We start from the raw sequence: 26,768 nt of genomic DNA on the forward strand, positions 1-26,768 counted from the left end.
TAGGCGGCTAAACGGCTAAGCGGCCGCCGCCCGGCGCACCTTCATCAGCGCGTCTTCCAGGGCTTCATGTGAGATGGAGCCAATGGCGAGCCGCAACGCATGCGGCACGTTGGGCGTAACGGCGAAAGGCTCCGCGGTTGTCACCAGGACGCCTTCGCCCTCCAGCGCGGCGGCGACGCGGTCGGCGCGCAGGTCCTCGGGCAAGGTCAGCCAGAGATAGTAGGACGAGCGGTGCGCCACGATATCGCTGCCGCGCAGCACGCGGCGCGCCAGGCTTTGGCGCAGCCGCGCGTCCTTGCGTTTCCGGTCTTCCAGATCGTCGACCTGACCGGTTTCGATCCAATGGCAGCCAAGCGCCACGGTGAGTGACGGGGTGTTCCATGTCGAGACACGGATGGCGCGCTCGATCGCCGGCACCAGCGCGGCGGGGGCTGCGACAAACCCCACGCGCAGGCCGGATGCCACGCTCTTCGACAGGCCCGATACATAGACCGTCCGCATGGGTGCGTAGGTAAAGACCGGCCTTGGCGCCGGCTCGGCAAGGAAGGCATACGCACCGTCCTCGATGATCAGGAAATCGTGACGCGCGGCCAGTTCGGCCAGACCGATGCGTTCCGCCTCCGCCATCACCGTGCCCAGCGGATTGTGCATCGTGGGCATGGCGTAGACCGCGCGTACCGGACGCCGCTTGCAAAGCGCGGCCAGCCTGTCCACGTCCATGCCGCCAACCGTGTGCGGCACCGGCTCCAGATCGAGGCGATGCGCCTGAGCCAGCATCTTCATGCCCGGATAGGTCAACGCATCGACGGCCAGTACATCGCCCGGCTTGAGCAGCGCCATCACCGTCACGGCCAGTCCCTGCTGCGCGCCGTTGACGATCAGCACCTGATCGCCGCCCACCCGGATACCCCGGTTGCGCAGGTGCCGGGCCGCCGTCTGCCGCTCGTGCGGCCGCCCGCCCTGCGGCGCCGAGTGAAGCAGCGCATCGAGATCGCCCGAGGCGGCGATGGTGCGCAGGCCGTCCCGGAGCATATCGGCCTGGCCCGGCAAGGACGGATAGTTGAAGGTGAGATCCACCGCGCCGAAGCGCGCGGGATGCTGCTCCATGCCCAGGCCGCGCGGCAGCGACGTGTCCCGCACGAACGTCCCCCGGCCCGTCTCGCCGACGACGAGTCCGATCGATTCCAGTTCCTTGTAGATGCGCGAAGCCGTGGCCAGGGCGATGCCATGCTGCTTCATCAGGGCACGAACGGTCGGCAGCTGCGTGCCTGGCGGCAACATCCCCTCGCGGATGCGGCCGGCGATCTCGTCCATGATGGTTTTGTACCGGGTCGGTGCGGGGATCATCCTCTGCCTTCTGCGTTCTGCCTTCCGCTTTCTGCCTTGTCTTTGTATCTAGAACAATTTTTTGTTTGTACCAGACACAAAGATTACGCTACCACCCTCATCAACGTAAAGGGCTCCGGCGGGCTTCCACGAGCACCGGGGAGTTGCAGGCATGATCGAACTCGCAACCTTGTCCGTATTCGCCGCGGCAGTGATGGTCCTGCTGCTGTCACCCGGGCCAAACATGGCCTTTGTCATGGCGCACGGCATCACCTACGGAGCAGGCGGCGGCACCGCCGCGGCGCTGGGCATCGCGGCGGCGGACCTTGTGCTGACCGTCCTGACCGCCACCGGCATCACTGCCGTCATCGCCGCGTGGCCGCCCGCCTTCGACCTCATCCGCTACGCCGGCGCCTTATACCTGCTGTGGATGGCCTGCAAGGCGCTGCGCCGCCCCCTTGCGCCGCTGGGCACGGTGGCACAGCAAGCCTCGTTGATATCCGTTTTTTTCCGGTCCACGCTAAACAGCCTGTTGAACCCGAAAGCCCTGCTGTTCTTCATGGTCTTCCTGCCGCAGTTCGTCGACCCGGCCAAGGGGAACGTAGCCAGGCAACTGGTTGTCCTTGGCTGCGTGCTGACGCTGATCAGTACCGTCTTTCACGCGCTGCTGGGCGCGGCCGGCGGCTCGGCGCGCCGTTTCCTGAGCCGCAATCCGCGCGCCGCCATCTTCCAGAAGTACGGGCTGGCGGTGGTGCTGGCGCTGCTGGCGCTAAGGCTGATCGCCATGCCGAGGGCGTCCTAGGCCGACAGCCCCATCCCCAAGCAAACCAGCAACGGAGAGCATGAGATGTACATCGCAGCCTTTATCTACAAGCCAGGCGAGACCGACGAGGAATTCAGGCGATTGAGCGCGGTCATCGACGAAGTGGCGGCCGCCAGCCCCGGGTTTCTGGGCGCCGAGTCATGGCGCTCGCCGGACGGCAAGCTGGTCAACGCCAGCTACTACTGGCGGGACCAGGAAGCCCTGCGTGCCTTCGCCACCGACCCGCGGCACCTGGACGCGAAGCGCCAGTACCGCAAATGGTATGACGGCTATCACGTCGTGGTATCCAGGGTGGAGCGCGTCTACGGCGACGGCAGCCTTCAGCACCTCACCCGCTTCGGCGAAGCAGAGAAAAAAGGCCAGTCGATCAACCGGCCCAACGATCCTCGCGGCAAGGCAAGGTCGATATGATGATTGGCGGCATCCTCCCCAGGAAGGAGCCGCCGGTCAGCGCGGCGCCCCCGGCAACCGCGCATGCGCTCCGCTCAGAAGCGGTGACGCATGCCGACGGTGGCGCCGGTCTGGTTCGCGCCCGGCAATGCCGTGCCGCTGCCGTTCAGGCCCAGCGTGGAGCCGGACTTGTTCTTCACATAACCCACGTTCAGGTAGGCGTCGGTGCGCTTTGACAGCGAGTAGTCGGCCGACAGCACGAACATCCACGGATCCGCGTCGCTGTCCTTCATGTCGGTGTAGTAGGCCGCGCCCGTCAGCTGCAAGGCGGGGGTGAACTTGTACTGCGCGCCGGTCCAGTACACATTGCTGCGGGTGACGGCGGCCGTGGCGCTTGCCGTGCCATCGTCACGCAGCCAGCGATAGCCAGCAAACACCTTGGCATCGCCAAAGGCATAAGCCGCGCCAATGGCGGCGCGCTTGGCGCTGCGATCCTTCAATGCGACGGAAGAACCCTGGAACTGGTCATAGGCGGCGCCGACCGAGAAGCCACCCGCTGCGTAGGCCAGGCCCGCGCCGTAGTTGCGGCCGACCTTGCTTTCGCCCGGCACTTCGCTGCCATTGGCCACGGTGGCATCGCGCCCGGTGCTGTAGAAGCCGGTAGCGGTCAGGCCGCCGAACTTGCCGGTGTACTTGATGGCGTTGTCCGCACGGCCGTTGAACTGCGAATCGACGCTGTTGAGCGAGTAACGCGGGCCGACGGCCATCGGATCATAGGCACCGAACAGGTCATACAGCGAGTTCTGCTGGCGGCCCAGCGTGACGGCGCCGAARYTGCCCTGCAGGCCGACATAAGACTGGCGGCCAAACAGGCGGTTGCCCTGGCCGGACGTGCCGGAGTCGATATCGAAGCCGCTTTCCAGCACGAAGATACCCTTCAGGCCGCCGCCCAGGTCTTCGGTGCCGCGCAGGCCCCAGCGCGAGCCGGACAAGTTGCCGGAGTTCATGCGCGTGACCGTGCCGCCCGCGGAGCCGGCGGCAGGCATGTGGTTGATGACTTCAATGCCGACGTCGGCGATGCCGTACAGCGTGACGCCGGACGCGGTTTGGGCGAACGCTGCGCCGGAAGCTGCAGCTGCTGCTGCGGCAGTCATTGCAAGGAGAGCTTTCTTCACTGGATTTTCTCTGTCTTATGGATGGATGAGGCGGTCTGCCACCGCCCGCGGGCAACCATGCGGGAAACGCCATGAACCGCACCCGTAGCGGTGAGACGCATTGTCCATGTCTTATATGAAAGCCATATGTCTAATGGCTGAATGTCTTGTATTGATGTCATTCAGGTGAGAGCGAGAGCGGGCGCAGACAGGCGCAAGCAGGCACCGGCCGGGTATGGCACGCCATGATGTAAATGGTTGCGCGCCCGTTGCGCGCGAAGCGTGTCGCCGCGGGCTAGGCAGGGAACGGGTAATCGGCGTCGAACGCCGCGAAGCGGGCCTGCAGGAACTCGATCAGGCGGCGCTGCCGGTAAGACGGAAACCGGCTTTGCAGGAACACCAGTTGCAGCGGCACGCTGTCCTGGTACCAGTCGGGAAACAGGAGCACCAGGCGGCCGGCACTGACGTCGGCCGCCACATCGAACCAGCTTTTGAACGCGATGCCGTGGCCCGCCAGGGCCCAGTCGCGCACCACGGCGCCATCATCGCTGGTGCGCCGCCCGTTGGCTTCCACCTCCACCCTCGTCTGGCGCGAACGGAACGGCCAGCGCATGCGCGCCTGGCCACCCGGTGCCAGGCACAGCATCTGGTGCTGCGCCAGCGCGTCGGGCGAAGCCGGTGTACCGCAGCGCTTGAGATACCCCGGCGCGGCCACCGCAACGCGCCGCGTCAAGGCAAGCTGCCGGCGCACCAGCCCCGAATCCTCCAGCCAGCCCACCCGCACGGCCAGGTCGACGTTGCTGCGATAAAGATCGGCGAGCGTATCGCCGATGGACAACTCAAGCGAAAGCTGCGGATGCGCCAGCAGGAAATCGTCCAGCCAGCCTCGCAGCAAGGTGCGCCCGAGGTCCGCCGGCGCCGACAATCGCAGCGGCCCTGCGAGTTCCTCTCGCTGTTCCGCCAGCGCGCCCTCGCCCTCCTCCAACGCCGCCAGTGCCTTGCGTGCGGCCTCCAGGAACACGCGCCCCTCCTCGGTCAGGCGCATGCGGCGGGTGGTGCGGGCGAACAAGCGCGCGCTCAGGCGCTGCTCAAGCCGGATCAACGCCGCACTGGCCGTGGCCGCGGTACGGCCCAGCTCGCGGGCGGCGGCGGAGAGGTTTTCAAGTTCGGCGGTGCGGACAAAAAGTCGCAGGTCGTCTAGGGAGTACATTCAAAACCGGTTTGATGAAATTGCCTGGGCAGGCGAAATTATCAAACGAGCAACGCAGTGCCGCAAGACGGCCGTTTGCCGAAGGACCATTTTCGGGAGCGGCTTGAACTGGCCGCGCAGACGTCAACCCGGCGCTCCGCCGCGCCACGCACACAGCGCCGCGGCGACGGGTTCGCCCGGCAAGAACTCCTGCTCGAGGCGCCCTCGCTCCTGTCTGCGCAAATGCTGGTAGATATCCCCCTCAGCGACCCTCGGTCCCTCGAGGGTCTCGATACTGGCAGGCACAGGCTCCGCCACCGCCAAAGCACCGTCTAGTCATCCCGCCCGACAGCCGCCTGAATAAATTCCGCCGTCTGCCAGTAGTGCCGCGTCAGCAATGACACTGCCCGCTCAACATCCCCGGCCAATACCGCTTCAGCCACAGCCGCATGCTCCGCATGCACATCCCGCACGCCATAGGCATTGCGGATCGAGCATTGCCTGTATCGATAGGCCTGGTCGGCAAGCTCCTCGCTGAATTGCCGGAGCCAGCGGGAGCGGCAATTCGCGATCAGGCTGCGATGGAACTCGCGGTGCAGCCGCTCCCACTCCCGGTTGGGTACGTAGGTATCGTCCTGTGCCGAGCGCGGGGTTCGCGAGAGCCGGTGCAAGGCCAGCACGATCTGCTCTTCCCATTGCGTCGACGGATGCGCCATCGCGTCTTTCAGCGCCATCTGGTCGATGTCGGCGCGGGTGCGCGTGAGCGCTTCGAGCTCGTCGAGGTCCACCGGAGCGGCCGTGAAGCCGCGCTGGTCGTGGCGCACTACCAGCCCTTCCGCGGCCAGCCGGCTCAGCGCTTCGCGCACTGGCGTGTTGCCGGCGGCGTAGCGCTCGCAGATGGTTTCGATACGCAGCTTGACACCCGGCTCGATGCCACCCGTGAGGAGGTCATCCCGCAATCGTTCATAGACGGAGCTGGCAACCGTGACGGCCGGCGTCCTGGCTCCGGTGGCTGCGGTTTCGGGAAGTGACGGTGACATGGTGCGCATCGGGAGATTTTATCGATTTTCGTCACGCGTTGATACGTGCGGCCCTGATGTAAACCCTAATCTCAAAAAATATCGATATTTAATAGCATATTAATAAATATCGATATTTTGCGATGTTCGAAACCTGGATGGAGTGTGCGATGCGGCTGGCAAGATATGAATTCGAGGGGAAGATCTGCCTCGGGGTGGTGGACGGTGCGGAGATCGTCGAGACCGTGGCGGGTGTCGCGGACTGGAGCGAGTGGTTCGCGCTGCCCGATGCGGCGCGAGGCCGCCTGTCCGAATCCCTGGCGGGGGCAAGGCGCCTGCCGCTTGCCGCGGTGCGGCTGCTGACCCCGCTGGCAAGGCCGGGCAAGATCATCTGCCTTGGCCTGAATTACTACGATCACGCCGCGGAAGGCGGGAATGCGAAACCGGAATACCCGGCCTTTTTCTTCCGCGGCGCCACGTCCCTGCTGGCGACGGAAGCCCCGATCCAGCGCCCGCGCTGCTCCGACAAACTCGACTATGAAGCGGAACTCGCGGTCGTCATCGGCAAGCGGGTGCGGCATGCCAGCCGCACCGATGCGCTGAACTGCGTGGCCGGATACGCCTGCTTCAACGATGCGTCGCTGCGCGATTACCAGCGCAAGACGGCGCAGTGGACGATCGGCAAGAATTTCGATGCCACCGGGGCGTTCGGGCCGTGGATCGTGACACCGGACGCATTGCCGGCGGGCGCCGCCGGCCTGCGCATTCAGTCCCGCCTGAACGGGCAGGTCATGCAGGATTCCAACACCAGGCACATGATCTGGGACGCGGCGGAAACCATTGCCCTGCTGACGGAATGCCTGACCCTGGAGCCGGGCGACGTGATCGCCATGGGCACGCCCGCCGGCGTGGGCTATCCGCGCACGCCGCCGGTGTTCATGAAGCCCGGCGACAAGATCGAGATTGAGATCGATGGCATCGGCGTGCTTTCCAACCCTGTCGTGGACGAGCCCTGACGCGCGCGCCGGCGACTCGCGTTCGGCGGCGCCTGCAGCGGGCCCCGCGCTGAAGGCCGCCCCCCATCGCCGGGCGCTATCCGAACGTCGCGGCCTGCGCCTGGGTCCAGCGATCAAGGCCCGGCGCCATCACAGGCGCCCCGCCAGTTCCGCCGCCGCCTCCTCGTCGGTGCGCTCGAAGCGCAGCGGCGTGACGGAGATGCCGCCGCGGCCGATCACGACGGCCTCGCTGTCCTCGGCGTCGGGGCGCGGGCCGCGAGAGAACTGCAGCCAGTGATACGGGATCCCGCGCGGGTCGACATGCGCCCTGACGGCGAGATCCTTGACCAGGCCGACGCCCTGGCGCGTCACCGTCAGCGGGCCGGCCGACTCGGGTACCACATCGGGGAAGTTGACGTTCAGGCAGGCCTGCTGGTTCCAGCCTGCCGCAAGCAGGCGGCGGATCACCTCAGGGGCCAGCTCGCCCGCAGTTTCCCAGCGCACCGCATTGCGATCGGTAAAGGCCTGGCTCAGCGCGATCGCCGGGATGCCCAGCAATACGCCGGTCATGGCGGCGCCTACGGTGCCTGAGAACACGGTTTCGAGCCCAAGGTTGGCGCCGCGGTTGATGCCCGACAGGACCAGGCTCGGCGGGGCATCGGCCATCAGGTGCCGCGCGGCCATGACGACACAGTCGCCCGGCGTGCCGGACACGCCAAAGCGGCGTTCGCCCTGCTGGCTGATGCGCAACGGCGAGTGCAGGCTCAGCGAGTGCGAGGTCCCGCTCTGGTCGTGCTCGGGCGCGACCACCCAGACCTCGCGCGCCAGCTTGGCGGCCACGGCCTCGAGCACGGCCAGGCCGGGGGCGTCGATGCCGTCATCGTTCGTAAGGAGTACGCGTTCCAGCAAGAGTTCGGACATGGAGAAAGGGGGCTGTAGATTGACGAATCCTGGGCTGCCTTGCGCGGGAAACAGCGTCAGGCGCAGCGCAAGGCGTTGCAACGGCCATGATGTGGCCGGCCGGGGCGAAGGCCAACTATAAACCGAAGCCGAGGCCGGTCGGCCGCACAGCGGCGCGCGTTGCCGGATTCGCCAAGACAGCACGGTATCCGGCTACTAACCTGCAGCTCATTGTTGTCCGCCCTGCCCGCGCCGCGCGCGCCCAAAACCCCAATACGCCATGCCGTCACCCCGTCACACCGTTCCACCCAGCGCCATCTGGCTGTCCAGCCTCGCCTTCGTGCTGATCTGGTCGACCGGCTTCATCGTGGGCCGTGCGATCGTGCCGGTGGCGCAGCCCAGCCTCTTCCTGCTGGCCCGCTTCTCGCTGGCGGCCCTGCTGTTCACCGGCGTAGCCCTGGCCGGCGGCGCGCGCTGGCCGGCACTGCGCGATGTGCCGAAACACTTGCTGGCCGGCGGCCTGTTGCACGGCAGCTACCTGGGTGGCGGTTACTGGGCCATTGCACATGGCCTGGCGCCATCGGCCATGGCCTTGCTCGGCGCCTTGCAGCCGCTGCTGACGGCGCTGCTGGCGATCCCGCTGCTGGGAGAATTCCCGTCCCGCCGGGGCTGGGGCGGACTTGCGCTGGGCTCGCTGGGCGTAGTATTGGTAGTGGCCCCGGCCACCCTGGCCAGCGCGCCCAGCCCGGTATCGCCGTGGGTGGTGCTGGTGGCGGGGCTTTCCATCCTCTCCATCACCATGGGCACGATCCTGCAAAAAACCTCGATTGCCGCCGCCGACCTGCGTGCCAGCTCGGCGTGGCAGAACGTGGGCGGCGCACTGGTGGCCGGCGCGCTGGCCTGGATGCTGGGCGAGACGCACTGGCAGCCGGGCCTGGCGCTGTGGTCCGCGCTGGCGTGGGCCACCCTGGTGCTGTCGGGCCTGGGCACCTACCTGTTGCTGCGCATCGTCAGGCGCGGCCAGGCCGCCAAGGCGGCCTCGCTGATGTTCCTCGCTCCGCCGCTGGCCGCGTTGCAGGCCTGGGGGCTGTTTGGCGACCGGCTCGGGCCCCTGCAATTGCTCGGCCTGATCGTTGCCGGACTTGGGGTCTGGCTGTGCCAGACCGGCCAGGGCGGCAAGCGCGGCGACGCCATTGGGAAAACCGGCCATGTCGCCGCCCGATAAGCGCGCCTTGCCGGCGATACCGGCGAGCCTGCCGGCTCCGCTGGTGGAGACTCGCGTCTACCAGCCGGAGCCAGAGCGGCATCGCCATGACTATTACCAGGTACTGTTCGGCCTGGACGGTGCCTGCGAGTTGGAAATCGGCGGACACCTGCACCGGCTCGATCCCCGTAGCGGGCTGATCGTACCTGCCGGCGAGTGCCACGATTTCCTCGGGCTGGGGAACAACCGGCAACTGGTGCTGGACGTTCCGCCCGGTTCGCTCGCGTTGCCGGCGGCACTGACGGACCGTGTGAGGGCGTTTGCCGTCACCGACGCCTGGAGCGCCGGCGTGCGGCGCGTGGCCATGCTGCAGCAAGGCACGAGCCAGGCCGGCTCGCGCCAGCATCACTGGCAGTTGGCGGCCACGCTTGCCTCCGACCTCGCGCAAGCGCTCGGCGTGGATGGCCGTGTCCGGCCGGCGCATTTCCCCCTGGCGGAAATCGACGCCTACCTGCGCCAGCATCTGGAGGCACCTGTGCGCGCCAGCCAGCTTGCGGCACATTTCGGCTGGAGCGTAAGGCGTTTCCACACCCTGTTCCGCGACGCCTTTGGCGATACGCCGCATCGTTACCAGACACGCATGCGGCTGGACCAGGCCACGCGCCTGCTGGCCGACCGGAGCCAGGCGCTGGCGGATATTTCGCTGACGCTCGGCTTTCCCGACCAGACCACCTTTACCCGCAGCTTCACCCAGCGCTTTGGCATGCCGCCGGGCGCATGGCGCGCCGGCCTCGGGCCCGAGCGTATCGCCGCCCGCGCATCGCGCCGCCGCTAGCCGCTCCGCCGCCGCGCGACCCCACACGATGTGTCCCGGCCGCGCCGCACTTCCACCCCGCCGGAGCCATTTCAGCATTTTTTCCTGCTATTCATATAAATTTCAAAAACAAATGCTGGTCGATTGTCTTTAATCTGCTCGCCACTTCCGTCCAATAGCACCGCATCGGACTGCTTGCTTTCCAGCCAATGCTTGTCTTAAAAGGCAAACAATTGCGCCGGAAGGCCAGTTTTCAGTAGGACATGCCCACCAGGCATCCCCTATGAAGATGCGGCGCCGGCCTTGTCCGCACCATCTGCGCGACTTGTCCACGGAAGCCAGGAGGCGCAACCGGACCGCTCCCAAAAGGGGCGATTCCGGACAATTACCGATCGGAGACAAGAGATGAGTGAAAACGGAGAAGCGCTGCACCGCGGCCTTGGCGAACGCCAGATCCGGCTGATGGCGCTGGGCTCGGCCATTGGCGTGGGCCTGTTCCTGGGCTCGGCGAGCGCCATCAAGATGGCCGGGCCGGCCATCATGCTGGCCTATATCATCGGCGGCGCCATGATCTTCCTGATCATGCGCGCGCTCGGCGAAATGGCCGTGCACAACCCGGTGGCAGGTTCCTTCTGCCGCTACGCGCAGGACTATATGGGGCCGCTGGCCGGCTACCTGACGGGCTGGAACTACTGGTTCCTGTGGCTGGTGACCTGCRTCGCSGAAATYACCGCTGTCGCCATCTACATGGGCATCTGGTTCCCCGACGTGCCCCGCTGGATCTGGGCGCTGGCGGCGCTGGCCGCGATGGGCTCGGTCAACCTGCTGGCGGTCAAGGCCTACGGCGAATTCGAGTTCTGGTTCGCCATGATCAAGATCGTCACCATCGTGCTGATGCTGATCGGCGGCACCGGCATGATCGTGGCTGGCTTTGGCAATGGCGGCGTGGCGATCGGCATTTCCAACCTGTGGACCCATGGCGGCTTCATGCCGAACGGCGCTTCCGGCGTGCTGATGTCGCTGCAGATGGTGATGTTCGCCTACCTCGGCGTGGAGATGATCGGCCTGACCGCCGGTGAGGCGAAAAACCCGCGGAAATCGATCCCAGGCGCCATCAACTCGGTGTTTTGGCGCATCCTGATCTTCTACGTGGGCGCGCTGTTCGTGATCCTCGCCATCTACCCCTGGAACGAAATCGGCACGCAGGGCAGCCCCTTCGTGATGACGTTCGAACGCCTCGGCATCAAGACCGCCGCCGGCATCATCAACTTCGTGGTGCTGACCGCCGCGCTGTCCTCCTGCAACGGCGGCATCTTCAGCACGGGCCGCATGCTCTACAACCTGGCACAGCAAGGCCAGGCGCCGCGCGCCTTTGCCGTGACGGACCGCAACGGCGTGCCGCGCCGCGCCCTGCTCGTTTCGATTGCCGCATTGTTGTGCGGCGTGCTGCTGAACTACCTGGTCCCCGAGAAGGTGTTCGTCTGGGTCACCTCGATCTCCACCTTCGGCGCCATCTGGACCTGGGCCGTGATCCTGGTCACGCAGATGAACTTCCGCCGCGGCCTGTCCTCGGCGGAACGCAGCAAGCTCGCCTTCCGCATGCCGTTCTGGCCCTATGGCTCCTGGGTGGCGCTGRCCTTCCTGGGGCTGGTGGTCGCGCTGATGGCGTACTTCCCGGATACGCGCATCGCGCTGTACGTGGGCCCGGCCTGGCTGATCCTGCTGACCTTGCTGTATTACCGGCTGGGCATGCAGTCCCGTTCGCCGGTGCAGTACCAGGGCTAGGGCCAGCCCTGTCCCCGCCCGCCGCGCCGTGATGCTTGTCCGGCACGCGCGGGCGCGTCGGCCAAGCTAGAATGACCCCCAAACCATCCACAGCCAGGGGGGAGCGGGATGTCAGACGCACTTGCGGCGCCCAGCAGATCCGAAAAGCCGAGCGCCGAAGCGCGCGCAACCGCCGTCGCAGCGACCATCGCGAAGGCCGCGATCGACCAGGCCGACCATGCCATGCGCAACTGGACCGATCCCGAACCCGGGCCGGTCCGCATTGGCTCGCCCCGGCACTTGCGCATGTTCTGCAACATGCTGCTGCAAACCCACAACCCCTATAAACCGGCCGTCATCGACTGGCCGAGCCTCGACCCCGACGCCTTGCACCGGGTGACGTCCCTGCCGATCTGGGATATCGCGGTGCAGACCGAGGGACGCGCGTCCATCCGTGTGCAGTCCTTCGCCAATACCGTGGCCGAGCCGCTGCTGCGCAGCGCGCTTGAGATGGACGGCGCAGAGGAGGCGCGGCACAAGGTGGTGCTATCGAAACTGGTCGAGGCATATGGCATCGCGCTGGCGCCTGAACCCGAGTACCTGCCCCCCGCCGACGCCGAATGGGGCTGGCTGGTGACCGGCTACAGCGAGTGTATCGACAGCTTTGCCGCGTTCGGACTGTTCGCCGCGGCCAGGCGCTCGGGCTTCTTTCCCGCCGAACTGGTCGAAACCTTCGAACCCGTCATCCAGGAGGAAGGCCGGCACATCCTGTTTTTCGTCAACTGGGCCGCCTGGTACCGCCGCAGCCTGCCCTGGTGGCGGCGCCCCCTGTACGCGCTCAAGGTGATGCGGGTGTGGGCTTTCCTGATCTGGGAGCGCGTTGGCATTGCGCGCGGCATCGATGCCGATGGCATGGCCAAGGACGCCAATTTCCCGATGAACAGTACGGCAGCGATCGCCGAGACCTTGTCCGCGCGCGAGATGATCGATCTTTGCCTGGCCGAGAACGAACGCCGCATGGCGGGTTACGATCCGCGCCTGTTGCGGCCGGAGACCGTTCCCAAGCTGGCCCGGCTTGCCCGCCGCTTTCTGCGCTGAGCGCACCTTGACCCACCTGAAGCTGTTCTGGAGCCTTTTGAGATGTTCCTGTTGTCCCTGATCCCCCTCGCCATCTGGTGCGTGCTGCTGGCTGGCCGCGCCGGCTTCTGGCGGGTGCGCAAGCCCGGCCCCGCGCCCGCCCCGGCGCAATGGCCGGAAGTGGTCGCCATCATCCCGGCACGCAACGAGGCGGCCGTCATCGGCGGCGCGGTGACCAGCGTGCTGGGTCAGTCCTATCCCGCGCCCCTGCGGCTGATGGTGGTGGACGACCATAGCACCGACGGTACCGCCGACATTGCACGCAGCGCCGCGGCTGCGCTGGGCAAGGCGGAATCGCTTGCGGTGATCACGGCGCGCGAGCTGCCACCCGGCTGGAGCGGCAAGGTTTGGGCGCAGTCGGAAGGCCTGGAAGCCGCTGACAGGCTGGCTCCCGCGGCCACCTGGGTGTGGCTGACGGATGCCGACATCCATCACGGCCACGGTGTGCTGGCGCAGCAGGTGGCGCGCGCGGAATGCGAGCAGCGGGACCTGGTTTCATTGATGGTGCGGCTGCGCTGCGCATCCTGGTGGGAGCGCATGATCGTCCCGGCCTTTGTGTTCTTTTTTGCCAAGCTCTACCCGTTCGCGCGCGTCAACAACCCGCGCAGCGGCGTGGCCGCGGCCGCCGGYGGCTGCATGCTGGCGCGGCGCRGCGCGCTGGCCCGCATCGGCGGATTTGCCGCGATCCGCGGAGAACTGATCGACGACTGCAGCCTGGCAGCCTGTATCAAGCAAGGCGGCTCGATCCGCCTGGACCTCGCCGACGACAGCATCTCGGCGCGCCCCTACGATGACTGGCGCAGCCTGTGGGATATGATCGCGCGCAGCGCCTACACCCAGCTGCGCTACTCGCCGCTGTTGCTGGCCGGCGCCGTGGCTGGCATGGTGCTGACCTACCTGGCGCCACCCCTGCTGGCGCTTGGCGGCGGCCTGCGGCTATGGCCGGCATGGGCGGCCTGGCTGGCCATGACGCTGGCCTACATGCCCATGCTGCGCGAATACCGCCAGCCCCTGTGGCTGGCGCCGCTGCTGCCGCTGACGGCCTTGTTCTACCTTGGCGCCACCATCGATTCCGCGCGCCGCTACTGGCTGCGCAAGGGCGGGCAGTGGAAAGGCCGTGCRCAAGCGCCGCAGCGCGGCTGACGGCAGCGGGCCGGAGGCTGGCAGCGCGCCTGCGCCGCCAGCCAGTTTCAGCGCAGGTAGCCGGCGGTACGGAACCAGTCGAGCGCCTCGCCCAGGCCTTGCTGGTAGGGCCGTGCCTGGTAGCCAAGCACCTGGCGGGCTTTTTCCGAACTGAAGAACATCCGGTATTTCGACATCGACAGGCCATCGGCCGTCAGGAAGGGCTCTTTGCCCGTCATGCGCGCCACCGCCTCCGCCGCGAAAGCGAGCGGGTAAAGCGGCCAGCGCGGCAGGCTGATGGTGGGCGGGCGCCGCCCGGTCATGGCGGCAATGTCGGCCAGCATCTGCTGCAGGGAGACGTCCTGCCCGCCAAGAATATACCGCTCGCCGGTCACGCCGCGCTCCAGCGCCAGCATATGCCCGGCCGCCACGTCGTCCACATGCACCAGATTGAGGCCAGTATCGACAAAGGCGGGGATCTTGCCGCTGGCGGCTTCGACAATGATGCGGCCGGTAGGCGTCGGCCGCACGTCGCGCGGGCCGATCGGCGTGGAGGGATTGACGATCACCGCCTCGAGGCCGTCGCGGGCCACCATGCGCTCCACCACGCGCTCGGCCAGCACCTTGCTGCGCTTGTAGGCACCGATCGCCTCATGGTCGCCCATGGCGGCGTCTTCTGCCACCGGCGCCGTGGCGCCCGCTACCCGCAACGTCGCCACGCTGCTTGTGTACACCACGCGTTCCACGCCGCAGGCGAGTGCCGCGCCCATCACGGTTTCGGTCCCGGCCACATTGGTGCGTACGATTTCCTCGGGATCCGGAGCCCACAGGCGGTAATCCGCCGCCACATGAAACAGATAGCGCACGCCTTTCAACGCACTTTCCATGGCGCGTGCATCGCGCATATCGCCCTCGGCGATCTCAACCGGCAGGTCCTCCAGGTTGCGGCGCGGGCTGCCCGCGCGTACCATCGCGCGCACCCGGAACCCGCGCTCCAGCGCCTGCCGCGCTACCGCCGAACCGAGAAAACCCGATGCGCCCGTTACCAGGACATAGTCTCCTGACGTCATGTTCCCCACAGGAATAACCCTCAAAGTGTTGCAGGCGTTTGCCAGGTGCCAGACAAAGGTTGCGGCACGGGTATATAGTAACCACCGTATGACGGGAAAGTGATTCCGGAATATCAACTAATGCTGAACCCGTTGACTGGGTCGGGGGGCCTATTTTTATGCAGGTGATTCTTGCTCAACCCCGCGGTTTTTGTGCCGGCGTGGTGCGCGCGATCGAGATTGTAGATCGTGCCCTACTCAAGCATGGAGCCCCGGTGTTCGTGCGACACGAAATCGTGCACAACAAGCACGTGGTGGAAGGGCTAAGGCAAAAGGGTGCGCGCTTCGTGGAAGAACTGCATGAAGTGCCGACCGGCGCCGTCACGATTTTCAGCGCGCATGGCGTCTCCAAGGACGTCGAGAGCGATGCGCGGACCCGCCAGTTGCACTCGATCGACGCGACCTGCCCGCTCGTGATCAAGGTACATACGCAGGGCCGGCAATATGCCGCCAGCGGCCGCACGGTGATCCTGATCGGCCATGCCGGCCATCCGGAGGTCGAAGGCACCATGGGACAGATCCCGGGCAAGGTCATCCTGGTGCAAAGCGAGGCGGAGGTCGCGCAACTCGACCTGCCCGCGGATACCCCCGTGGCCTACGTCACGCAGACCACGCTGAGCGTGGACGATACACGTAATATAATTGCCGCCCTGAGCCGGCGCTTTGCCAACCTGGTGGGGCCGGATACGCGCGATATCTGCTACGCCACGCAAAACCGGCAAAGCGCAGTCCGCGAGCTGTCCAAGCAGGTGGAGGTGATCCTTGTGATCGGCGCCACCAATAGCTCCAACTCCAACCGCTTGCGCGAGATCGGTACGGAAAGTGGCGTGCCGAGCTATCTGATTGCCGACGGCAGCGAGCTGAACCCCGAATGGGTGCGCGGCGTCGAAGTCGTGGGTATCACGGCAGGTGCGTCCGCGCCCGAGGAAATGGTCAAGGACGTGATCGCCGCGCTGCGCAGGCTCGGACCGGTGGAGGTGTCCACCATGGATGGCCGCGAGGAGCACGCCGAATTCCGCTTGCCCGCCGAGCTGGCCGATCCGTCGCCGCGCAGGCAGGCAGCCGGCACGGCCGCAACCGAGGCCGTGCCGCAGCCGGACCCGCAAACCGCCGCTGGCTGACCCCGGCCGCCCCATAACAAGGAAGTACATTTTGGCCATTCCCTTTTTGCAGGTTGCCCGCGTGGGCGCCTATGTCGTCAAGCAGCATCTCTCCGGCAACAAGCGCTATCCGCTGGCACTGATGCTGGAACCGCTGTTCCGCTGCAACCTGGCCTGTAACGGCTGCGGCAAGATCGACTATCCGGACCCCATCCTGAACCAGCGCCTGTCCATCGAGCAGTGCCTGGGCGCGGTCGACGAATGCGGCGCCCCGGTGGTCTCCATCGCCGGCGGCGAACCGCTGCTGCACAAGGACATGCCCACCATCGTCAAGGGCATCATTGCGCGCCGCAAGTTCGTCTACCTGTGCACCAATGCACTGCTGATGGAAAAGAAGCTGGACCAGTACGAGCCCAGCCCTTACTTCGTCTGGTCGGTGCACCTGGATGGCGACCGCGAGATGCATGACCGTTCGGTGAGCCAGGAAGGCGTGTACGACCGTTGCGTCGAGGCGATCGCCGCGGCCAAGAAGCGCGGCTTCCGCGTCAACATCAACTGCACGCTGTTCAACGATGCCGAGCCGGAAAAAGTGGCCCGCTTCTTCGACTCCGTGAAGGCCATGGGCGTGGACGGCATCACCGTATCGCCGGGCTATGCCTACGAGCGCGCGCCGGACCAGCAGCACTTCCTGAACCGCGGCAAGACCCGCCAGTTGTTCCGCGACATCCTGTCGCGCGGCCGTGCCGGCAAGAACTGGGCCTTCAGCCAGTCCACGCTGTTCCTGGACTTCCTGGCCGGCAACCAGACCTACAAGTGCACGCCCTGGGGCAATCCGGCGCGCACCGTGTTCGGCTGGCAGCGTCCGTGTTACCTGGTCGGCGAAGGCTATGTCGGCACCTTCAAGGAACTGATGGAAGGCACCGACTGGGACGCCTACGGCGTCGGCAACTACGAGAAGTGCGCCGACTGCATGGTCCACAGCGGCTTTGAAGCCACCGCGGTGGCCGACACCATCGCCCATCCGCTCAAGGCGCTGGGCGTTAGCCTGCGCGGCGTGCGCACCTCGGGCCCGATGGCGCCGGATATCGACCTGACCAAGCAACGCCCTGCCGACTACGTGTTCTCGAAGCACGTCGAGATCAAGCTTGAAGAGATCGGCCGCGCCAAGTCATCCAAGGCAGCCAACGACACCGCCGCCACACGGAAAGCCGCCACGCGCTGAAGCGCAGGCAATCCGGAATGCATAAAGGCTCGCACCCTGGGTACCGCGTGTACCGGGGGCGAGCCTTTTATCGTCCATGCCGGCGGTAACGCCGGGGGCTCAAGCGTCGGCGTTCTGGCGCGCGTTGTGGTTGGCCAGGTACTTGAGCAAGCCGTCGATGCCGTTACGCGCGACGATATCGGCGAACTGCCGGCGGTAGACCTCGATCAGCCAGGCGCCCATCATATTGATGTCGTAGATCTTCCAGCCGTTGCCGACGCGCTGCAGGCGGTAGTCGATCTGCATCTCGTCGCCGTTGTTGAGCACGCGCGTCTCGACCACCACATCGGTGGCGCCGCTGGCGGCCAGCGCGGGCTTGTAGCGGAACTTGACGTTCTGCTCGCGCAGTTGCGACAGCGAAACCGCGTAGCTGCGCACCAGCAGGGTCTGGAATTGCTCGTACAGTTGCTTTTGCTGCTCGGGCGTAGCATTGCGCCACGCGCTGCCGACCGCCAGCCGGGTGGTACGCTCGAAATCGGTGTAGGGCAGGAACTGGCGCTGCACTACTGCGGTAATCTTGCCCAGATCGCCGCCGCGGGTGTCGGGGCTGGACTGGATGGTGCCGATCACGCCTTCGACGGCGGCCCGCACCATGCGGTCCGGCGAAGACCTGTCGACCGTTTGCGCCTGTGCGGCGGAAACCATCGCCACCACGGCGAGCGGGGCCAGAGCCTGGAAAGCAATACCGTATTTCTTCATGCGAATTTGGACCTGAATATGCCAGTCGGTTCGCCGCCGGAAATGCCCGGCAGACTTGCCAAGGGAAACATGCCGCGCCGCGGGCTGCGAGACCGCAGCCCGGCTCGCGCGCGTGTGCCGGGGCAGTATAGCGTACCGAAGCCGGCGCTCGCCGCGCCGGCGGCAACCGCGCATTGCATGACGGCGCGGCCAAAGCGGCAGCGCTATGCCGCGTCCTGCCGTTATACTCGCGGCTGCCGCTTTGCGCGCTGCGCTGCGCTTTTTTTCGCGCCTCGTTGCGCGCCACACAGTTACTGTCCCCCTTATCGCCCATGTTGACGTCGTTGGTCATCCGCATCGTCCAGTTTTCTACCCGCCGCGCGTGGCCCGTGATCGCGCTGACGCTGCTGCTGACTGCCGCCAGCGGCGTCTATGTGGCAGGCCATTTCGCCATCAACACCGATATCAGCCGCCTGCTCCAGTCGGACCAGCCCTGGGCGCGCCGCGATGCCGCCGTGAGCGCCGCCTTTCCCCAGCGCGACCAGATGATCCTGGCCGTGGTGCAGGCGCCGGCCGCGGAACTGGCGGACGCCGCCGCCGACGAGCTGGCCAAGGCGCTGCGCCAGCAGGGCGAGCGCTTTCGCGCCGTCAGCCAGCCGGGCGGCGGGGAATTCTTCGAGCGTAACGGACTGCTCTTCGTCGAAACGGAAAAGCTGCGCGATACCACCACGCAACTGACCCAGGCACGTCCCCTGCTCAACGCCCTTGCGCATGACCCGACCCTGCGCGGCCTGTCCGATACGCTATCGACTACGCTGTCGTTGCCGCTGCAACTCGGGCAGGTCAAGCTGGGCGACATGGCCAAGCTGCTCGGCAGCAGCGCGCGCACGGTGGACCAGGTACTGGCAGGCAAGCCCGGAGCGCTGTCCTGGACCGGATTGGTCGACAGCAGCCTGCAACCTGCGCCCGGCGGCGTCGCCACGGCGTTCGTCGCGCTCAGCCCCGTGCTCGACTACGCCGGCCTGCAAGCCGGCGCGGATGCCGCCGGCGCTATTCGCGCCACGGCGGCCAAGCTCGGGCTGGCCCAGCGGTACGGCGCCACGGTGCGCCTGACCGGCTCGCAAGCGCTGGCGGATGACGAATTTGCCTCGGTCAAGGAAGGGGCCGCCTTCAATGGCGTGCTGACGTTGCTGGTGGTGATCCTGATCCTGTGGCTGGCATTGCGCTCCAAGCGGCTGATCCTGGCGGTACTGGCCAGCATGCTGGTGGGCCTGGTCATCACCGCCGCGCTCGGGCTGGCCATGGTCGGCGCGCTCAATATGATCTCCGTGGCCTTCGCCGTGCTGTTTGTCGGGCTTGGCGTGGATTTCGGCATTCAGTTCGGCGTGCGCTACCGCGCCGAGCGCCATGTGCATCCCGAAATCCCGGTAGCCCTGGCGAGTGCCGCCAAGGCGGTCGGCGTGCCACTGGCGCTTGCCGCCGCCGCTACCGCGGCTGCCTTCTTCTGCTTCCTGCCCACCGACTACCGCGGCGTGGCCGAGCTGGGCCAGATCGCAGGGGTGGGCATGCTGATCGCGTTCACCACCACCATCACGCTGCTGCCCGCGCTGATCACGGTATTCCGCCCGAAGGACGAAGCGGGACGGACCGAAGTGCCTGGCTTCAAGTGGCTGGCACCGGCCGATGTGTTCTTCGAGCGCTATCGCAAGCAAGTGCTGCTGGTCACCTGCGGCCTGATCCTGGCCGGCTCGCCCCTGCTGTTGCACCTGCGGTTCGACTTCGATCCGCTGCACCTCAAGGATCCGCACTCGGAATCGATGGCAACCCTGCTCTCGCTCAAGGATGCGCCCCAGGCCGGCACCGACAACGTCAACGTGCTGGCGCCCTCTCTTGCCGTGGCCGTCGCCGCCGCCAACCGCCTGGCAGCGTTGCCGGAGGTGTCGCGCGTCGTCACGCTGCAGACTTTCATACCCGACGACCAGCCAGCGCGGCTGGCCTTGATCGCCAAAGCATCGGCGAGCCTGATGCCGGTGCTGACGCAGACCGTGGCCACGCCTGCGGACGATGCGCGGCTCGTCAATTCGCTCAAGAACGCGGCGCGCCAGCTCACCCTCGCGGCGGAGGATCATCCCGGCCCGGGCGCCACCGAAGCCGCCCACCTGGCTACGGGGCTGCGCAAGCTTGCCGGCGCGGACGCCGCCACCCGCGCGCGCGCCGAACAGGCCATCGCCCTGCCGCTGCGCCTCGCGCTGGCCCGCCTGCAGCGGATGCTGTCGCCGCAGCCGATCAGCCGGGAGACCTTGCCGCCCGCCCTGGTACGCGACTGGGTCGCCCCCGACGGACAGGCCCTGGTCAGCGTGAGCCCGAAGCTCCCCCCGGCGGCCAAGCCGGGAGATGCGTCGAGCAGCAACAGCGATGCGCGCGACGCCGCGCTGACGCGCTTTATCGATGCCGTGCAGCGCGTCGAGCCCGCCGCGGTAGGTGGCCCGATCTCGATCCGGGGCTCCGCCGACACCATCATGACCGCCTTTGCCCAAGCCGGCATCTGGGCCGTGCTGTCGATCACGCTGCTGCTTTGGATCACGCTGCGCCGCGTGGGCGATGTGCTGCGCACGCTGGTGCCGCTGCTGGTGTCCGCGCTGGTCACGCTGGAACTTTGCGTGGTGTTCGGCATCCCGCTCAATTTCGCCAACGTGATTGCCCTGCCCCTGCTGTTTGGCATCGGCGTGGCCTTCAAGATCTACTACGTGCTCGCCTGGCGCGAGGGCAAGACACACTTGCTGCAGTCCCCGCTCACCCACGCCGTGCTCTTCAGCGCCGCCACCACGGCCGCCGCCTTCGGCAGCCTGTGGTTGTCCCAGCATCCAGGCACGGCCAGCATGGGCAAGCTGCTGGCGCTGGCGCTGGCATGCACGCTGGTCGGCGCCGTATTTTTCCAGCCGATCCTGATGGGACGTCCGCGCGAGCGGTCCGCGCCCGCTACCGGACCGGCCCATTGAAACGCCATCTCAACATGATGAACCGCCCCGTCCCTCGCTTCTCGCGCCTACTGTCGGCGCTTTCCCTGTCGCTACTGGCCACGGCATGCGCCACCGGCCCGCAAGCCAACCCGGACGACCCGCTGGAGCCGCTCAACCGCGCAGTCTTCAAGGTCAACGACAAGGCTGACGAGTACGTAGCAACGCCGCTGGCCAAGGGCTACCGTGCCGTCACGCCACAGCCGGTGCGCACCGCTGTCACCAATTTCTACTCGAACCTGGCCGACGTCGGCAACACAGTCAACAACCTGCTGCAAGGCAAGGGCGTGGACGCGGCGGAAAGCTTCATGCGCGTCGCCATGAATTCGGTACTCGGGGTCGGCGGCCTGATCGATATCGCTACGCCAGCCGGCCTGAGCAAGCACTCCACCGACTTCGGGCTGACGATGGGCGTGTGGGGCGTGCCCGCCGGCCCGTACCTGGTGCTGCCGCTGTTCGGTCCCAGTTCGATCCGCGACGGGGTGGGCCTGTATGTGAACTTCCAGCTGTCGCCTACCACGTGGGTCGAAAAGGACGTGCAGTGGGCGCTGTGGGGCGTGGGTTTCCTCGATGCACGTACCAATGCACTGGCCGCGACCGATCTGTTGTCGCTGGCGGCACTGGATAAATACAGTTTCGTGCGGGATGGGTACCGGCAGCGCCGGCAGTACCTGATCCAGGGTGGTGGCGGGAAGCTGCCGGATTACGAGGATACGGATGCGCCCGCCGAAGGAGCGGCGCCCGCGCCGGCCGGCGGGGAAGAGAAAAAGCCTGAAGCGGAAGGGACGAAGCCTTAAGCTTTTGCTGCCCGGTCTTCGATCCGGCCGCCCGGGTCAAAGGCCGGGCGGCGGCTCACCCTAAACCAAACCCCGCCCCCACCCGGCCCCGCGCCACCTCCAGCGCCAACCTCGCCAGCCTGGCATCCCGACCCAGCCGGATCAGGTCCGGCACCTGCCCCGGCCCCGCCAGCAGCGCCTTGAGCAACGCCAGGATATCGGTGCCGCCATCGGGCCCCATCCCCGCCACCGCGGCGGGCGGCACATCCCGTTGCGCGGGATCGATCACGACCCGGCAGGCGGCAAACGGCACCCCGAATTCCTGGGCGATCCGCGCCGCGATATGAGACTCCATATCGACCGCCAGCGCCCCCGTGGCAGCGTGCAATGCCGTCTTGGCAGCCACCGAGGTCACCGCCTGGTCTGAGCCCGCCAGCGTCCCGGCAACGGCTTCCGGCAACGCAAGGGACAGTGCGCGAGACCAGCTTGCATCGACCGGCCGCGACGTATCGCCGTCGTGTACTGCGGTGGCGACAATCACCTTGCCAGGCGCAAGCGCGGGATCTAGCCCGCCCGCCACGCCAAAGCTGATCACGCCCGCGCAGGGATGCGCCAGGCGTTGCCGCAAGCCTTGCGCCAAGGCTTCGGCGCGTAGGCCGTGCAGGGTTTCAATGCCGGGGCCCGCGGCAATGCGGGCCTCGAAGCGCATGCCGGTCACCACCAGCGTGGGACCGGCGGCCTGCCGTTGCGGCAGGCGCGCGGACAAACCGGGCGAAGCTGGCGCGCTCACATCCCCCACGCCACTGCCCGCGTGCCGTCGCGGCGCAGGTTGCGGTAGCGCGCCACGGCCCAGAGCGGGAAGAAGCGGGCATAACCGTGGTAGCGCAGGTAGAACACGCGCGGGAAGCCCACCGCGGTGAAGCGTGCCTCGTTCCACAGGCCATCGGCCTGCTGCGTGCGCACCAGGTAATCGATCCCCCGCGCCACGGCGGGATGATCGACCTCGCCCGCCGCCATCAGGCCCAGCAAGGCCCATGCGGTTTGCGAAGGGACGCTGGGCGCGGGCTCATAGCCCTGGTAGTCGAGGCGGTAACTGCTGCCATCCTCGCCCCAGCCGCCGTCGGCGTTCTGGATCGACACCAGCCACGCTGCCGCGCGGCGCATCTCCGGGGCCTCCGGTGGCAGGCCGGCAGCGTTCAGCGCGCACAGCGCGCTCCAGGTGCCGTAGATGTAGTTCATGCCCCAGCGGCCGTACCAGCTGCCGTCGGCCATCTGCTCGTCGAGCAGGTAGCGCAGCGCGCGCTTGAACGCCGGACTGCTCGCCGAGTTTTCACCCAGTTGCGCGAGCATCGACAGGCAGCGCGCCGAGACGTCGGCGGTGGGCGGATCGAGCAAGGCGCCGTGGTCGGCGAACGGAATATTGTTCAGGAATTCATGCGTGTTCTCGGGCTCGAAAGCGCCCCAGCCGCCGTTGCCGCTCTGCATGCCGGCCACCCACTCGCGCGCGCGGCTAACCGCTTCGTCATAGCGCGCGCGATGGCTCGCCGGGGCGACGGCCGGCGCCGCCGCGCCGGAACGCGCCGCGCGGTCCATGGCCATGGCCACCACGGCGGTATCGTCCACGTCCGGGTAGTGCGGATTGGCGTACTGGAAGGCCCAGCCGCCGGGACGCACGTCGGGACGCCGCACAATCCAGTCGCCGCGCACGTCCAGCACCTGCAGGGGGCGCAGCCATTGCAGGCCGCGCTCGGCCGCCGCCTCGGCGCGCGGGCCGCCGACCTCCAGCAAGGCGTGGCTGGCCAGCGAGGTATCCCAGACCGGCGACAGGCACGGCTGGCAATAGGCTTCGTCGCCATGCACGACCAGCAGCTTTTCGATGGAAGCGCGCGCCACCGCCACGTCCGGATCGGTACGCGGTACGCCCAGCACGTCGAACATCATGACGGCGTTCGCCATGGCCGGGAAGATGGCGCCCAGGCCGTCCTCGCCGTTCAGGCGTTCGCGCACGAATTTCTCGGCACGGGCAATGGCACGCTTGCGCAGGCTGCGGGGGAACAACGGCTCCGCCACGCGCAGGCCAGCATCCAGCGCGCTGAACACGGTGAACCAGACCCGGTTCTGATGCGGCGCCCTCGGGGCCAGGCGGGCCGCCTGGCAAGGACGGATAAACAATTCGTCGATGCCCACGCCACGCGGGTTCCTGGCCTGGGGGCGCAGGCTGTTGAGCACCAGCAGCGGCACGATCACGGTGCGGGCCCAGTACGCGACCTTGGACAAATGGAACGGGAACCAGAGCGGCAGCAGCATGATCTCGACCGGCATCATCGGCACCGCTTGCCACGGCATCACGCCGTACAGCGCCAGCAGCGTGCGGGTGAAGACGTTGCTGGCCTCGGCGCCGCCCTGGGCGTGGATGGACGCGCGGGCGCGGCGCATAGGCTCGGATTCGGTATCGTCGCCAATCATCTTGAGGGCGAAATACGCTTTCACGCTGGCGCTGATGTCCGAGCGGCCCTGATGGAACAGCGGCCAGCCGCCGTCGGCATTCTGGATGCGGCGCAGGTAGCGCGCGATACGCGCTTCCAGCACGGCATCCGGGGTCTCGCCCAGGTAGTGCACCAGCAGTACGTATTCCGCCGGGATCGTGGCGTCGGCCTCCAGCTCGAATACCCAGTGGCCGTCCGGCCGCTGGGTCGCCAGCAAAGCGTCAAGCGCACGGTCGAGCGTGCCTTGCAGCTCGTGATGCTCCGGCGCACCCTGCACGGCCGTGGCCGGCGTGGGGGATAGTGCTACTTGGCTCATCGGTCTCGATGTCCTCTTTTCAACAACGCAATCAGCAATACCTCGCGGGATCGCCTCAGATGAGGCCATGCCGGAGCAGAATCCAGAACAGCCGCGCCCGCGGCACGCGAACGCGCGCGCGCGGATTGGCCCAGCCGCGGGCCAGCAAACGCTGCAGGACTACGTGGTAGACCTCGCCCATGATGCGCGGCGAGCGCACGATCCGGCGAGGACAACCCGCCATGATAGCGAAAGCCTGCGCATAGTACGCCTGAGCCTGCTGCGCCACTTCCGCGCAGGCACGGCCGATGGCGGGATGGCCGACGATAGCTTGCGGCGCGCCGAGCGGCACGCCGGCGGCCGCCAGCGCTTCGGCCGGCAGGTAGACGCGGCCGAGCCCGGCGTCTTCGTCGATATCGCGCAGGATATTGGTGAGCTGCAGCGCGCGGCCGAGGTGATGCGCCAGCGCCACGCCGGTGTCGTGCTCCATGCCGAACACGCGCACTGCGAGCCGCCCTACCGCGCTCGCCACGCGGTCGCAGTACAGGTCAAGGGTAGCGTTGTCCGGTGCGCGGATATCGGCCAGGACGTCCATCGCCATGCCATCGACGACGGCGAGGAAGTCTTCCTGCAGCAATCCGAAGCGCTGGATCTGGGTGGCCAGGCCACGCAGCGCGGCCGGCGGCGCACCGGCATAGCACGCGGCGAGATCCGCGCGCCACGCATCCAGGCCGGCGAGGCGCGCGGCGCGCGGGCCGTCGCCATCGGCGATATCGTCCACGGCGCGGCAAAAGCCATAGATCTCGAACATCGCCTCGCGTTGCGCGGGGGGCAGGATCTTGAGGGCGGTATGGAATGAGCTGCCGGACGAGACGGCATTGCCCGCTGGCGGGACGGTTTGCACTGCGATTTCTGTTCCGGCCACGTAACTCCTCGTCACGCGTTGAACCGCCGTGCTGCTGTGCTGCCTCGCCCTGGCTAGTCGCCGCGGCCAGGCACGCAGCACAAGGCGGCATGTGTTTGGGGTAGTGGGCAATTATACCAAGTCCCGCCATGGGCGCGGCCGGCAGCCGAAGGTGGGTGTTGGCGGGGGGCGCGAGCCGGAGCCGTGCGACAAGAGCAGCAGCGGAACTGCGCGGGCGGCGCGCTTATCGGATACGCCGGCCGGCGAGGCGAAGCTCCATCACAAAAATACCCCGTTCCGGGTCATAGCGGGCAATTTCCGCGCAATTGGCAGCATTTTTTTGATTTTTATCGAATTCACCCGCACCCACCACGGGTAGCGGCGCGGGCTGCACCTGCGACGCCGGGTCGCGCCCCGCTTCGGCGGCGGCCTGCATGCGGCGCAGGTCGGCGAGCACCAGCGGCGAGATACGATCGAGCAGACGGCTGGACCTTAGCTTGTTCATGGCGGCCTTCCCCGGATGGATGTCGCCAGTGTAGGCCRGCGTCCCGGCCGTTGAATGTGCCCTGAGACACGCTCCGGAGCGGATTTCGCGCGATGTCACGCTCCGCGCGGCCAGGCTCTCCGGGGCCAGGCTGCCTTTGAACTGGTGCGCGAGTGGGTTCTGTTGATCGAGGGTGGTCCGCTGGTGTCGCTACGTCTTCTTGCTGACGCTGGGGGTAATGGCCATGGCGATCCGTGTCCTTGCTCCAGGAGGCTTCACAAGCGCGCCTGCCATTGCCGGGCAGGCCGCGCCGCTAAGGGCCGGTGCATTGCGCGTCCGGCCCGCCAGTGAAAGCCGATTCATCGCTGTCGTCAAGACGCGGTGCCGCGTAATCGTGCCGCCGGCATGGCAATGCGCAAAGATCTGAACACTGCAATCGAAAACGTTCAGATCGCATGGTATCGCCATGCCGGTCCAGCGGCTTGCGGCCTTACGTGCCTACGCGCTTACGCGCCGGACGCGACCGTCACGAACACCGGGTTCGAATAGAACCACAGGTCGTTGTAGTTGCGCGCGTTGATGGCATCGAAGCGTGCCGCATTCTCGACCAGGTCGGTCTTGGTGTCGGGCAGCGGGTTGCCGTTCGCGGTTTCTCCCGGCACGTTCAGCCCGAGATTGGTGCCCCGCAGGCGGAAGTACTGGCTCTTGGCCGCGGTGAACGTGTAGGTCACCGTGTTGTAGCCATCCTTGTCCAGCTTCCAGTCGGTCTTGGTGAAGGTTGCGATGACCTTCGTGGAATCATTGGTCTCCTTGCTGTATTC

23 protein-coding genes and 1 pseudogene are annotated in these 26,768 nt (G+C 66.9%); 12 read left to right on the forward strand and 12 right to left on the reverse strand.

Going from position 1 to position 26,768, the window contains the following annotated elements; translation table 11 throughout:
* Positions 1 to 15: 15 nt before the first annotated feature.
* On the reverse strand, positions 16 to 1,314 hold the full coding sequence (locus tag AC1DN0_RS24970; RefSeq protein ID WP_441632358.1) for an aminotransferase-like domain-containing protein: 1,299 nt from the start codon (positions 1,312 to 1,314) through the stop codon (positions 16 to 18).
* 184 nt (positions 1,315 to 1,498) lie between these two features.
* On the opposite strand from AC1DN0_RS24970, the gene AC1DN0_RS24975 reads away from it, so the two are divergent.
* Together AC1DN0_RS24975 and AC1DN0_RS24980 are read left to right on the forward strand one after the other, a co-directional pair.
* Complete coding sequence (locus AC1DN0_RS24975) at positions 1,499 to 2,128, forward strand: LysE family translocator (protein WP_441632360.1); 630 nt, start codon at positions 1,499 to 1,501, stop codon at positions 2,126 to 2,128.
* A 45-nt stretch (positions 2,129 to 2,173) separates the two neighbouring features.
* Positions 2,174 to 2,560: an antibiotic biosynthesis monooxygenase family protein gene (locus AC1DN0_RS24980; RefSeq protein WP_441632362.1), complete on the forward strand. Its 387-nt coding sequence runs from the start codon at positions 2,174 to 2,176 to the stop codon at positions 2,558 to 2,560.
* Positions 2,561 to 2,634: 74 nt separating this feature from the next.
* Here the strand turns inward: AC1DN0_RS24980 and AC1DN0_RS24985 are convergent, their stop codons facing one another.
* The 3 genes from AC1DN0_RS24985 to AC1DN0_RS24995 all read right to left on the reverse strand — a co-directional run bounded on the left by AC1DN0_RS24985 (position 2,635) and on the right by AC1DN0_RS24995 (position 5,922).
* Positions 2,635 to 3,714 carry a porin gene (locus tag AC1DN0_RS24985; protein ID WP_477146082.1) on the reverse strand — a complete coding sequence of 360 codons (1,080 nt, stop codon included), beginning with the start codon at positions 3,712 to 3,714 and terminating at the stop codon, positions 2,635 to 2,637.
* A 274-nt stretch (positions 3,715 to 3,988) separates the two neighbouring features.
* Entirely contained in the window at positions 3,989 to 4,903 is a 915-nt protein-coding gene (locus tag AC1DN0_RS24990; RefSeq protein ID WP_441632366.1) for a LysR family transcriptional regulator, read from the reverse strand.
* A gap of 311 nt (positions 4,904 to 5,214) precedes the next feature.
* Positions 5,215 to 5,922 carry a GntR family transcriptional regulator gene (locus AC1DN0_RS24995; protein ID WP_441632368.1) on the reverse strand — a complete coding sequence of 236 codons (708 nt, stop codon included), beginning with the start codon at positions 5,920 to 5,922 and terminating at the stop codon, positions 5,215 to 5,217.
* 149 nt (positions 5,923 to 6,071) lie between these two features.
* Between AC1DN0_RS24995 and AC1DN0_RS25000 the strand changes: the two genes are divergently transcribed.
* The gene (locus tag AC1DN0_RS25000) at positions 6,072 to 6,917 is read left to right on the forward strand and encodes a fumarylacetoacetate hydrolase family protein (RefSeq protein ID WP_441632370.1); all 846 of its coding nucleotides are present in this window, start codon (positions 6,072 to 6,074) and stop codon (positions 6,915 to 6,917) included.
* Positions 6,918 to 7,046: 129 nt separating this feature from the next.
* On the opposite strand, the gene surE is transcribed toward AC1DN0_RS25000, so the two are convergent.
* Positions 7,047 to 7,817 (reverse strand): 5'/3'-nucleotidase SurE, encoded by a 771-nt coding sequence (gene surE / locus AC1DN0_RS25005; protein WP_441632372.1) that lies wholly within the window; start codon positions 7,815 to 7,817, stop codon positions 7,047 to 7,049.
* A gap of 259 nt (positions 7,818 to 8,076) precedes the next feature.
* Between surE and AC1DN0_RS25010 the strand changes: the two genes are divergently transcribed.
* The 5 genes from AC1DN0_RS25010 (at position 8,077) to AC1DN0_RS25030 (ending at position 13,858) form a co-directional block, all read left to right on the forward strand.
* On the forward strand, positions 8,077 to 9,021 hold the full coding sequence (locus AC1DN0_RS25010; protein ID WP_441632374.1) for a DMT family transporter: 945 nt from the start codon (positions 8,077 to 8,079) through the stop codon (positions 9,019 to 9,021).
* Positions 9,005 to 9,835, forward strand: a complete 831-nt coding sequence (locus tag AC1DN0_RS25015) for a helix-turn-helix transcriptional regulator (protein ID WP_441632376.1) — start codon at positions 9,005 to 9,007, stop codon at positions 9,833 to 9,835. Before AC1DN0_RS25010 ends, AC1DN0_RS25015 begins: the two co-directional genes overlap by 17 nt.
* Before the next feature lie 384 nt (positions 9,836 to 10,219).
* Positions 10,220 to 11,599 carry an amino acid permease gene (locus AC1DN0_RS25020; RefSeq protein WP_477146083.1) on the forward strand — a complete coding sequence of 460 codons (1,380 nt, stop codon included), beginning with the start codon at positions 10,220 to 10,222 and terminating at the stop codon, positions 11,597 to 11,599.
* Between the two features lie 108 nt (positions 11,600 to 11,707).
* Complete coding sequence (locus AC1DN0_RS25025) at positions 11,708 to 12,676, forward strand: ferritin-like domain-containing protein (protein ID WP_441632380.1); 969 nt, start codon at positions 11,708 to 11,710, stop codon at positions 12,674 to 12,676.
* Between the two features lie 42 nt (positions 12,677 to 12,718).
* A complete protein-coding gene (locus tag AC1DN0_RS25030; protein ID WP_477146084.1) occupies positions 12,719 to 13,858 on the forward strand; it encodes a glycosyltransferase in 1,140 nt (379 codons plus the stop codon).
* Positions 13,859 to 13,905: 47 nt separating this feature from the next.
* On the opposite strand, the gene hpnA is transcribed toward AC1DN0_RS25030, so the two are convergent.
* Positions 13,906 to 14,907 (reverse strand): hopanoid-associated sugar epimerase, encoded by a 1,002-nt coding sequence (gene hpnA / locus AC1DN0_RS25035; RefSeq protein WP_276285979.1) that lies wholly within the window; start codon positions 14,905 to 14,907, stop codon positions 13,906 to 13,908.
* 158 nt (positions 14,908 to 15,065) lie between these two features.
* Between hpnA and ispH the strand changes: the two genes are divergently transcribed.
* A complete protein-coding gene (ispH, locus tag AC1DN0_RS25040; protein ID WP_441632383.1) occupies positions 15,066 to 16,067 on the forward strand; it encodes a 4-hydroxy-3-methylbut-2-enyl diphosphate reductase in 1,002 nt (333 codons plus the stop codon).
* A 31-nt stretch (positions 16,068 to 16,098) separates the two neighbouring features.
* Complete coding sequence (gene hpnH / locus AC1DN0_RS25045) at positions 16,099 to 17,268, forward strand: adenosyl-hopene transferase HpnH (RefSeq protein WP_441632385.1); 1,170 nt, start codon at positions 16,099 to 16,101, stop codon at positions 17,266 to 17,268.
* 99 nt (positions 17,269 to 17,367) lie between these two features.
* Here the strand turns inward: hpnH and AC1DN0_RS25050 are convergent, their stop codons facing one another.
* Positions 17,368 to 18,006, reverse strand: a complete 639-nt coding sequence (locus AC1DN0_RS25050) for an MlaC/ttg2D family ABC transporter substrate-binding protein (RefSeq protein ID WP_441632387.1) — start codon at positions 18,004 to 18,006, stop codon at positions 17,368 to 17,370.
* A 311-nt stretch (positions 18,007 to 18,317) separates the two neighbouring features.
* Between AC1DN0_RS25050 and hpnN the strand changes: the two genes are divergently transcribed.
* Entirely contained in the window at positions 18,318 to 20,984 is a 2,667-nt protein-coding gene (gene hpnN, locus AC1DN0_RS25055) for a hopanoid transporter HpnN (RefSeq protein ID WP_441632389.1), read from the forward strand.
* A gap of 17 nt (positions 20,985 to 21,001) precedes the next feature.
* Entirely contained in the window at positions 21,002 to 21,799 is a 798-nt protein-coding gene (locus AC1DN0_RS25060; RefSeq protein WP_477102210.1) for an MlaA family lipoprotein, read from the forward strand.
* A 55-nt stretch (positions 21,800 to 21,854) separates the two neighbouring features.
* Here the strand turns inward: AC1DN0_RS25060 and AC1DN0_RS25065 are convergent, their stop codons facing one another.
* The 5 genes and pseudogenes from AC1DN0_RS25065 to AC1DN0_RS25085 all read right to left on the reverse strand — a co-directional run.
* Positions 21,855 to 22,532, reverse strand: a complete 678-nt coding sequence (locus AC1DN0_RS25065; protein ID WP_441632424.1) for a phosphorylase — start codon at positions 22,530 to 22,532, stop codon at positions 21,855 to 21,857.
* Positions 22,533 to 22,564: 32 nt separating this feature from the next.
* A complete protein-coding gene (gene shc, locus AC1DN0_RS25070; RefSeq protein WP_441632391.1) occupies positions 22,565 to 24,580 on the reverse strand; it encodes a squalene--hopene cyclase in 2,016 nt (671 codons plus the stop codon).
* A 55-nt stretch (positions 24,581 to 24,635) separates the two neighbouring features.
* On the reverse strand, positions 24,636 to 25,484 hold the full coding sequence (gene hpnD / locus AC1DN0_RS25075) for a presqualene diphosphate synthase HpnD (protein ID WP_441632393.1): 849 nt from the start codon (positions 25,482 to 25,484) through the stop codon (positions 24,636 to 24,638).
* 223 nt (positions 25,485 to 25,707) lie between these two features.
* Entirely contained in the window at positions 25,708 to 25,968 is a 261-nt protein-coding gene (locus AC1DN0_RS25080) for a hypothetical protein (protein ID WP_441632395.1), read from the reverse strand.
* A gap of 485 nt (positions 25,969 to 26,453) precedes the next feature.
* Positions 26,454 to 26,768: pseudogene (locus tag AC1DN0_RS25085) on the reverse strand (S-layer protein); the annotation flags it as partial.

This window comes from Cupriavidus sp. 05N39, from assembly GCF_056397325.1.